Source organism: Flavobacterium sp. (assembly GCF_044341185.1).
Lineage (GTDB): Bacteria > Bacteroidota > Bacteroidia > Flavobacteriales > Flavobacteriaceae > Flavobacterium.
The window spans coordinates 97,243-105,948 of the sequence record NZ_JBIISE010000003.1 but is presented as its reverse complement, the minus strand read 5'-3'; the positions used below and the strand labels follow the sequence as shown (position 1 = coordinate 105,948).

10 protein-coding genes are annotated in these 8,706 nt (G+C 30.7%); 5 read left to right on the top strand and 5 right to left on the bottom strand.

The genetic code is table 11. The features are described from left to right. The 5 genes from ACIQZ1_RS01585 to ACIQZ1_RS01565 all read right to left on the bottom strand — a co-directional run. Positions 1-505: POTRA domain-containing protein (locus ACIQZ1_RS01585; protein ID WP_396158414.1), on the bottom strand; the 505-nt coding region annotated here is incomplete at its 3' end. A 7-nt stretch (positions 506-512) separates the two neighbouring features. Continuing rightward, a complete protein-coding gene (locus ACIQZ1_RS01580) occupies positions 513-1,256 on the bottom strand; it encodes an isoprenyl transferase (RefSeq protein ID WP_396158412.1) in 744 nt (247 codons plus the stop codon). Beyond that, positions 1,249-1,935 carry a DUF6089 family protein gene (locus ACIQZ1_RS01575; RefSeq protein ID WP_396158410.1) on the bottom strand — a complete coding sequence of 229 codons (687 nt, stop codon included), beginning with the start codon at positions 1,933-1,935 and terminating at the stop codon, positions 1,249-1,251. Before ACIQZ1_RS01575 ends, ACIQZ1_RS01580 begins: the two co-directional genes overlap by 8 nt. Positions 1,936-2,044: 109 nt before the next feature. Further along, on the bottom strand, positions 2,045-2,929 hold the full coding sequence (locus ACIQZ1_RS01570; RefSeq protein ID WP_396158408.1) for an NAD kinase: 885 nt from the start codon (positions 2,927-2,929) through the stop codon (positions 2,045-2,047). A gap of 10 nt (positions 2,930-2,939) precedes the next feature. Further along, on the bottom strand, positions 2,940-3,599 hold the full coding sequence (locus ACIQZ1_RS01565) for a CBS domain-containing protein (protein ID WP_396158406.1): 660 nt from the start codon (positions 3,597-3,599) through the stop codon (positions 2,940-2,942). A gap of 87 nt (positions 3,600-3,686) precedes the next feature. Between ACIQZ1_RS01565 and ACIQZ1_RS01560 the strand changes: the two genes are divergently transcribed. The 5 genes from ACIQZ1_RS01560 to ACIQZ1_RS01540 all read left to right on the top strand — a co-directional run bounded on the left by ACIQZ1_RS01560 (position 3,687) and on the right by ACIQZ1_RS01540 (position 8,673). Further along, positions 3,687-4,400: a pyridoxine 5'-phosphate synthase gene (locus ACIQZ1_RS01560; protein WP_396158404.1), complete on the top strand. Its 714-nt coding sequence runs from the start codon at positions 3,687-3,689 to the stop codon at positions 4,398-4,400. A 150-nt stretch (positions 4,401-4,550) separates the two neighbouring features. Beyond that, the gene (locus ACIQZ1_RS01555) at positions 4,551-5,309 is read left to right on the top strand and encodes an alpha/beta fold hydrolase (protein WP_396158402.1); all 759 of its coding nucleotides are present in this window, start codon (positions 4,551-4,553) and stop codon (positions 5,307-5,309) included. A gap of 106 nt (positions 5,310-5,415) precedes the next feature. After that, positions 5,416-6,672, top strand: a complete 1,257-nt coding sequence (locus tag ACIQZ1_RS01550) for an OmpP1/FadL family transporter (RefSeq protein WP_396158400.1) — start codon at positions 5,416-5,418, stop codon at positions 6,670-6,672. 19 nt (positions 6,673-6,691) lie between these two features. After that, a complete protein-coding gene (locus ACIQZ1_RS01545) occupies positions 6,692-8,233 on the top strand; it encodes a G-D-S-L family lipolytic protein (RefSeq protein ID WP_396158398.1) in 1,542 nt (513 codons plus the stop codon). Positions 8,234-8,328: 95 nt separating this feature from the next. Then, positions 8,329-8,673 carry a phage holin family protein gene (locus ACIQZ1_RS01540; RefSeq protein ID WP_396158397.1) on the top strand — a complete coding sequence of 115 codons (345 nt, stop codon included), beginning with the start codon at positions 8,329-8,331 and terminating at the stop codon, positions 8,671-8,673. Positions 8,674-8,706: the final 33 nt, after the last annotated feature.

Genomic DNA, 8,706 nt, shown 5'->3' with positions numbered 1-8,706 from the left:
CTAATGTATTTATTGTAACTTTTGTATTAAAATAACCATCTTTTCTATACTTATTTTCAATGTAGTTTTTTGTATTTGTTAGTAAATTATCATTTACAATTTTACCTTTAGTTAATTCTGTTTCTTTAACTATATCTTCTCTTTTACCTTTCTTAACTCCTTTAATTTTTATATCATTAAGTTTTGGTAATTCGTATAATTCTAATTCTAGAAAAATTGATTCACCTTCAATTTTTTTCACATAAAAGTTTACGTCATTAAAAAGACCTAATTTCCATAGTTTAGTGATTGCTAAACTAATTTCTTCTCCTGGGATTCTGATTTTGCTACCAATTTCAAGTCCAGTAAATGTTATTACAGTTTGCTCATTAAAAGAAACTTTTCCGGTTACCTCTACGCCAGAAAGAGTATATTCTTTACCTTTTTCTAAGTTTATTTCTTGTGCATTTATTGTATTTCCTATAATTAATAGGATAAATAAAAATAGTATTCTGTTTTTAAACATTGTCAATTTATCTAATTTGTTCGCTAGTTTTTCCAAATCTTCTTTCTCTTTTTTGATAACTTAATAATGCCCTATGCAGTTCTTCTTCATTGAAGTCCGGCCAGAGCACGTCTGTAAAATAAAATTCAGCATAAGCTATTTGCCATAAAAGAAAATTACTTATTCTGTGTTCACCACTTGTTCTTATCACTAAGTCAACATCTGGCATATTCTGTGTGTAAAGATGCTGATTTATTATTGATTCATCAATAGCATCTACTGAAATTATATTATTTTTAACTTTTCCAGAAATTATTTTAACAGCATTTATGATTTCATCTCTTGCACCATAACTTAAGGCTAAAGTTAATGTCATTCTACTATTTGCTTTTGTTTTTTCAATAACTTCTATTAATTCTTTTCTAACTCCTGATGGTAAGCTGTCTAAATTTCCAATCGCAGTTAGTTTGATGTTGTTTTCTTGTAATGTTTTTAATTCTTTTTTTAATGCGTTAACTAATAACTTCATTAACGTATCAACTTCAATTTTTGGACGGTTCCAATTTTCCGTTGAAAAAGCATATAGCGTTAAAAATTCTATACCTAATTTTGCGCTATTTTCTACAGTTTGTTTCACAGATTTGGTTCCCTTTTCATGACCAAACACGCGCAACATTCCTTGGTTTTTTGCCCAACGCCCATTGCCATCCATAATAATGGCAAGATGTTTTGGTAAATTATTTTTATCTATCTCTTTTTCCATTCTATTCATGTGCGCAAAAACAAGGATTTTTACCAAATGTATAAGTAAGCGTAAACCCAGTAAAAATATACCAATCCTTATTGTTTAAATTACCAAATTTTAATGTTTCAAAATTTTTATTTATAGGATTACTACCGTCTAAATTATCTGTAAACGTATATCTAGCACCTGTTTCTAGTCCAATTACAAGTTTATTAGTTAATTTAGATTTTATTCCAACTACCATTGGTATCGCAAATGAATAATGTTGATAATCAGTTTTACTTTCCTTGCCTATTACATAGATTTCATCGTAAACAAATGCTGAAATTCCTGAATATACATAAGGCGTAAAAGTATAATCAGACTGATGTAAATCAAAATCCAAAAAATTAAATTCTAAACCTGCTGCTATTTCTTTGATATTATTTTTTATTTCAAAACCTCTATATTTTCTATTAGGAGCATTACTTTCAATATCTTTTGCCGAAATTGATGCCATTTTATATGAAAAACGCCATGAATGTCTCGTGCTTTTATTCCACTTATACAAAACCCCAAACGCCATATCATCCGGCGACAAATAGTGAGAATTTCCTACATCCCCAATATAATTACTACCGCCAACAAAAACGCCTAATTCGTGAATTTGTCCGAACGAAGTGATGCAGAATAATAGTCCTAAAATATTTAATAAAAATCGTTTCATTTTTTTAATAGTTTGCAAATATAATAATATTGATCTACTAACCATCTTAAACCAAGTTTTTTTGATGATTAACATGATTTAATAACGCAAAAAAATGAAAATTCGTGTGTTAATTCCTTTTGTCTTCTCCCCAAAGTAGTTTTTTGCGGATGGTTCTTAAGAAGCCTTCTTCTGGAAATTCAATTATTGAAATGAAAAAATCGGTTTTTTTAACAGTTAAAGTAGTTTCGTTAGAAACAGAGGTGATTCTAGAATCTAAAGAAACTAAATATTGTTCTTCTCTACCTTTTATTTTTAAAGTTAATTCAGAATCGTCAGGAATTATTAAAGGCCTAGCCGTCAAATTATGTGGTGCAATAGGGGTAATTACAAAACAATTTGATGTAGGCATAATTACAGGTCCGCCACAGCTAAGCGAATATCCTGTTGATCCTGTAGGTGTTGAAATAATTAATCCGTCAGCCCAATACGAATTAAGATATTCATTATTTATATACGTTTCAATCGTAATCATCGAAGTCGTATCTTTTCGGGAAACCGTAATTTCGTTTAATGCAAAATTAATATCTTCTAAATCAATATTTTCAGGATGTGCGTGTAAACTAACTAAAGTCCTTTTCGAAATAGAAAAATCATTTGCCATTACACGTGTTAAAAGTTTTTCGATATTTTCTTCTTGAATTGTTGCTAAAAATCCCAATCTTCCCGCGTTTATTCCAATAATTGGTAAATTGTAGTTTCTTACAAAAGTGGCAGCTCGTAAAATAGTTCCATCGCCACCAATACTTATTAAATAATCAAAATTATCTTTCAAACATTCGTGAGAATCAAATGTGCTGAATTTTGTTAATGTAACCTTGTTTTCAATTAATTTGTCATAAAAAATTTTATAAAAACAAATTTCAATATTATTCTGCTCTAAAAAAGACACTACTTTTTCTACTATAGAATGTGTGTTGTTTTGATAATATTGACCAAATACAGCTATTTTCATTTGTGAATTTTTATATATTTAAGTATTTGTTTAAATAATCTGATCGATCTTTTAAATCCGCAAGATAAGCATCTTCTTGATGTTCAGATAGAATAGTATAATTATACCTTCTAAATGTTTGTATGATTTCATTAAAATTACTTTGAGAAATTTTTAACGTTATTTCAGTTTTCGTAGCCGATTTATTTGAAATAAAAACACCTAATATTTTGGCATCGTTACTTTCTACAATTTGACAAATTTGACTAAACGTAAAATCGGCAGTTTCTTTTTCAATTACAATCGTGCCACCGTCTTCTTTAACAAATGTAGTCTCGTTAAAAAAATGAAGCACATCGTCAAGTTCATAAAAACCTAAATAATTATTTTTGTCATCTAATACGGGTAAAATATTACTATGATTTTTTGAAAATTCTTCTAAAACATCAAACCAATTCATATTGTTTCGAACAAAAAAACGAGTTAAATTATATTTATGATCATTTATTGCATCTGCACCTGAAAAAAGTTCTGTGTCTTCTTTAGAAATAGAGCCTAAAAAAACATCATGGTCTAAAATTGGAAAATGAGAATAATCTTCATCCAAAAATAAATCTGCGGCATCAGCAACAGAAGCACTAACTTGTAGCGCTTTATATTGATTATTTATAAAATCTGTAATTTTATCCATGTGTCTATTTCAAAACTATTGCAAATTAAGTAAAAAATACAAATTAGTCTATTATTGTTTGTAATTTTGTACAAATTTAATTCAATTATGACAAAGTTATCGGTTAATATTAATAAAATTGCAACCTTAAGAAATGCACGAGGTGGCAATGTTCCTGATTTATTGCAAGTGGCAAAAGATATTCAAAAATTTGGCGCCCATGGTATTACTATTCATCCACGTCCAGATGAAAGACATATTACCTATCAAGATGCACGAGATTTAAAAAAAGTGGTGCATACAGAATATAATATTGAAGGAAATCCGCAACATAATTTTATTGATTTAGTTTTAGAATGCAAACCCGATCAGGTAACTTTAGTTCCGGATGCTATTGGGGCAATTACCTCAAATGCAGGTTGGGACACTATAAAACACCAGGATTATCTGACAGAAGTTATTCAAGAGTTTCAACGTTATGGAATTAGAACGTCTATTTTTGTAGATCCAATAGAAGCAATGGTTGAAGGTGCCAAAAAAACAGGTGCAAATAGAATTGAATTATATACTGAAGTTTTTGCACATCAATACAGTTTAGGAAATCAATCAGCAATTGAGCCATTTGTGAAAGCGGCCATCAGAGCAAATGAAATAAATTTAGGTATTAATGCTGGGCACGATTTGAGTTTAGATAATATTAAATTTTTCAAAGACAACATTCCAAATTTATTAGAAGTTTCTATTGGTCATGCTCTGATTTCGGAATCATTATATCTTGGCTTAGATAATGTGGTGAATATGTATTTGAACAAGTTGAAGTGAAGAGTGAAGATTGAAAAGTAAAAAGTAAAAAGCGAAAAGTAACAAAGTAAAAGTGAGTTGTTATATATTCGCAATAATTCGCTCATTATCTCATTATCTAATTCCTATGCCTTTTAAACCTTTAACCAAATAAACTTTTAAACAATAAAAATGTTATACTCAAAAATAGAAGGCGAAGGAAAGCCTTTCCTAATAATTCATGGATTTTTAGGAATGTCTGACAATTGGAAAACATTGGGCTTGCAATTTGCTCAATTGGGTTTTCAAATCCATTTGTTAGACATGCGAAATCATGGAAAAAGTTTTCATTCAGACGAGTTTAATTATGAAATTATGGTGGAAGATGTAAAAGCATATATCGATTTTCATCAATTACAACACGTTACACTTTTAGGACATTCAATGGGCGGAAAAATAGCTATGTTATTCGCTACAATATATCCAGAATATGTTGAGAAATTAATTATTGCTGATATTGGTCCAAAATATTATGCACCCCATCATCAAACCATTTTAGAAGCATTAAACGCTGTTGATTTTTCAAAAAAACCAAATAGAAGTGAGGTTGATGAAATTATTTCAAAATATATTACAGATTTTGGAACGAAACAGTTTTTATTAAAAAATGTATATTGGAAATCTCCAGAAGAATTAGGTTTCCGATTTAATTTACCCGTTTTTAATGAAAAAATATCTGAAATCGGAACAGCACTTCCGTTTGAAAATCATTTTAATAAGCCAGTATTATTCCTTCGAGGTGATAAATCCGATTATATTTTAGATGCAGATTTTGAAACCATTTTACATCATTTTCCATTAGCGATAATAAATACAATTCCAAATGCTGGACATTGGTTACAAGCAGAAAATCCTAAAGCATTTTATTGTGAAGTTGAAAAATTTTTATAACGTATATTATGTATGCATAATATTTTTGTTAAAAAAATTGCCAATTTCATAAATATTGTTAATTTTGAATAAAATATAAAAAATAAATACTAACTAAATTTTAATTATGAGAAAATTATTTTCTTTATCATTACTAACCTTGGCTTCTGTGTCTATGTTTGCAGGAGGGTATAGAGTTTCTATTCAAGGTCAGAAGCAACTAGCGATGGGACATACAGGAGTTGCTGTTGTTAATAGTGCAGAAGTGGCGTTTTTTAACCCTGCAGGAATGTCTTTTTTAGATAAAAAATTCAACTTATCTGTTGGTGGAAATGCATTGTTGGCAAAAACAAGATTTCAAAGTTCAAAATTTAATCAAACGGCAGCAACAGATAATATGGGTACTCCATTTAGTATTTATGCTACGTACAAAATTAGCGAATGGGTATCTGCAGGTTTAGCAGTATACACTCCTTATGGTTCCTCTGTAGCTTGGGATCAAGACTGGGCAGGAGCACATTTAGTAAATAATATTGATTTAACAGCAATATTTATTCAACCAACTATTTCGTTTAGAGTAGGAGATGTTTTTAGTATTGGTGGGGGACCAATTTTAGTTCAAGGAAGTGTTAACTTCAACAGAAATTTAACGCCAAATCCTCTATTATCAAATAATGGAAGTGGAACAGATGTTACTTTAGATGCTAAAGGAATTACAGCATCTGGATATAACGTAGGTATGATGTTTAAATTATCTAAAAAAGTAACTTTAGGTATGGATTATCGTTCTGAAATTATCATGAAAGCAAGAGGTGGATCTGCAGATTTTGAAGATGTACCAACTATTGCAGCAGGATCATTTACGGATACTTATTTTAGTGCAGATTTACCTTTACCAGCAGAACTTACTGCAGGAATTTCATACAAAGCTTCAGATAAGTGGTTGTTTGCTTTTGATTACAACTATACAAAATGGAGTGTATATAAATCTTTAGATGTTGATTTTGATAGTGCATTGCCAACATCTGTGAATCCAAGAAATTATAAAGATGTAAGCGCTTATCGTTTTGGAGCACAATATAAAGCTACTGACAAATTTACTGTAAGAGGAGGATATTATATTGATGAAAGTCCAGTTCAACAAGGTTATTTCGCGCCAGAAACACCTCGTAACGATTCTACAGGATATACAGGAGGATTTACGTATCAAGTAAATAGTAAATTAGGAATTGATATGTCATTCTTATACTTACATTTTGATGAAGTTAACAATTCTTACGATTATTTTGATGATCCAACAACTAACACTGGAACATCTTCTTTCGGAGGTACTTATAAATCATCTGTATTTTCACCAGGTATTGGTATAACGTACGGTTTCTAATTTAAAAATATATTCAAAAATGAAAAATAAATTTATACTAGTAGCAGCTTTAGCAATTGGATTTGCAGGTTGTGAACCAGAATTTGAAAATGAAGTAAATGCCGCTTATACCTCTGGTGAAGCAGATTTTACAAGATATGTAGCAGTTGGTAACTCACTTACTGCTGGTTATATGGACGGAACGGTTTGTAGAGTAGGACAAACGTATTCTTACCCTAATTTATTAGCACAACAATTTGCTTTAGTTGGTGGAGGTGAATTTACACAACCTTCTTTTGCAGAAGATGTAAATAATTTAGGAGGTTTTGCAGGTTCTGCAGGTTCTACGAGATTAGTTATTGATGCTGCTCAAGGGCGTCCAGAGCCAATTGCTGGAACATCAACAATTACTTTAACACCTCAAGCAAAAGCATATAACAATATGGGAGTACCAGGTGCAAAATCATTCCATTTAGGTATTGCTGGATATGGTGCATTAAATCCATATTTTGCTAGACATGCAACTACACCAACAGCAACAGTTTTAGGTGATGCCATGTCGAAAAACCCAACGTTTTTTACCAACTGGATTGGTTCAAACGATGTGTTAGCTTATGCTACTGCAGGTGGTGCTCAAGCAGATGGTGTAACACCAGCGGCGGATCATAATGCAACAGGAAATTTAAATCCGGCTACTTATGGTTTTAATGATATTACAAATAGTGGAGTTTTCAACAATGTGTATACAAACATTATTAATACATTAACAGTAAACGGAGCAAAAGGAGTTGTATGTACAATTCCAAGTGTAACGTCTATTCCATATTTTACAACAGTACCTTACGCAGCACTTTCTCCAACAGCTTTAGGAGGTGCTACAAACATAACGGCATTAAATACTCAATTATATGGCCCTTTAGATGCTGTGTTTACTGCTTTGGGTGAGCCAGACCGTATAAATCCTTTAAGCGCAACGGCTGCTAATCCAATTCTAATTAATGATGCAGATGCTATAGACAGAAGTGCACAAATTACAGGAGCATTAACACCAACACTTGGTGCAACTACTGCAGCAGCATTTGGTGCGGTTTTCGGAAAAGCTCGTCAAGCAACTGCTGCGGACTTAGTAGTTTTACCAGCTTCTTCAGTAATTGGTACTACAAATACAGCTGCTCCAGCAGGAATTAACAAAAATGGAGTTACTTTTCCAATGGCTAACAAATGGGTATTAACTGCAACTGAAAAAGCTAAAGTAGCTGCTGCTACTACAGCATATAACAATTCAATTGTGGCTATTGCTGCTACTAAAAATTTAGCTGTAGCGGATATGAATGCTGTAATGAACAAATTAATTACAGGATTACAAATTGAAACTAATTCAATTTATACCGCTAATTATTTCAGTGGTTCTGGAACAGAAGGTCAAGTATTGTTTTCTTTAGATGGTGTGCATCCAAATGCACGTGGTTATGCAGTTATTGCTAATGAATTTATTAAAACGATAAACGCAAAATACAACTCAAATTTACCATTACACAATCCTACTTATTTCCCAGGTATTAGTATTTTACCAACGAACTAAGCTAGTTTTTAAATAATTTCTAAATAGGCATCATTTTGGTGCCTATTTTTTTATATTTACAACTTAATGAACATGTTTAATCAATTGCATAAAAAATGAAAAACTATTTTATCAAATTACTTATTTCAACGCTATTAATACTTATCATTTCGTATTTTCTAAAAATTGAAATTACCAACTATTCGGCAGCAATATTTATGGCAGTTGCTTTATCGTTTTTAAATACCTTTTTAAAACCAATATTAAAAATACTTGCTATTCCTGTAACAATTATGTCATTGGGTTTGTTTCTATTGGTTATTAATGCCAGTATTGTAAAAATCGCCGATTATTTTATTGATGGCATTCAAATGACGTTTCTTCAAGCACTAGTTTTTAGTGTATTGTTATCGATAAGTCAATATATATTAAATAAAATTTTCACAGAAAAAAAACAATAAGTAGTTGTAAAATTCTGTAAATTAAAAACTTGT

Bases quoted from the DNA above. Each gene is read 5' to 3' on its own strand.
- ACIQZ1_RS01555 (WP_396158402.1), top strand. From the start codon at position 4,551: ATGTTATACTCAAAAATAGAAGGCGAAGGAAAGCCTTTCCTAATAATT.
- ACIQZ1_RS01550 (WP_396158400.1), top strand. From the start codon at position 5,416: ATGAGAAAATTATTTTCTTTATCATTACTAACCTTGGCTTCTGTGTCT.
- ACIQZ1_RS01545 (WP_396158398.1), top strand. From the start codon at position 6,692: ATGAAAAATAAATTTATACTAGTAGCAGCTTTAGCAATTGGATTTGCA.
- ACIQZ1_RS01565 (WP_396158406.1), bottom strand. From the start codon at position 3,599: ATGGATAAAATTACAGATTTTATAAATAATCAATATAAAGCGCTACAA.
- ACIQZ1_RS01580 (WP_396158412.1), bottom strand. From the start codon at position 1,256: ATGAATAGAATGGAAAAAGAGATAGATAAAAATAATTTACCAAAACAT.
- ACIQZ1_RS01560 (WP_396158404.1), top strand. From the start codon at position 3,687: ATGACAAAGTTATCGGTTAATATTAATAAAATTGCAACCTTAAGAAAT.
- ACIQZ1_RS01575 (WP_396158410.1), bottom strand. From the start codon at position 1,935: ATGAAACGATTTTTATTAAATATTTTAGGACTATTATTCTGCATCACT.
- ACIQZ1_RS01570 (WP_396158408.1), bottom strand. From the start codon at position 2,929: ATGAAAATAGCTGTATTTGGTCAATATTATCAAAACAACACACATTCT.
- ACIQZ1_RS01540 (WP_396158397.1), top strand. From the start codon at position 8,329: ATGAAAAACTATTTTATCAAATTACTTATTTCAACGCTATTAATACTT.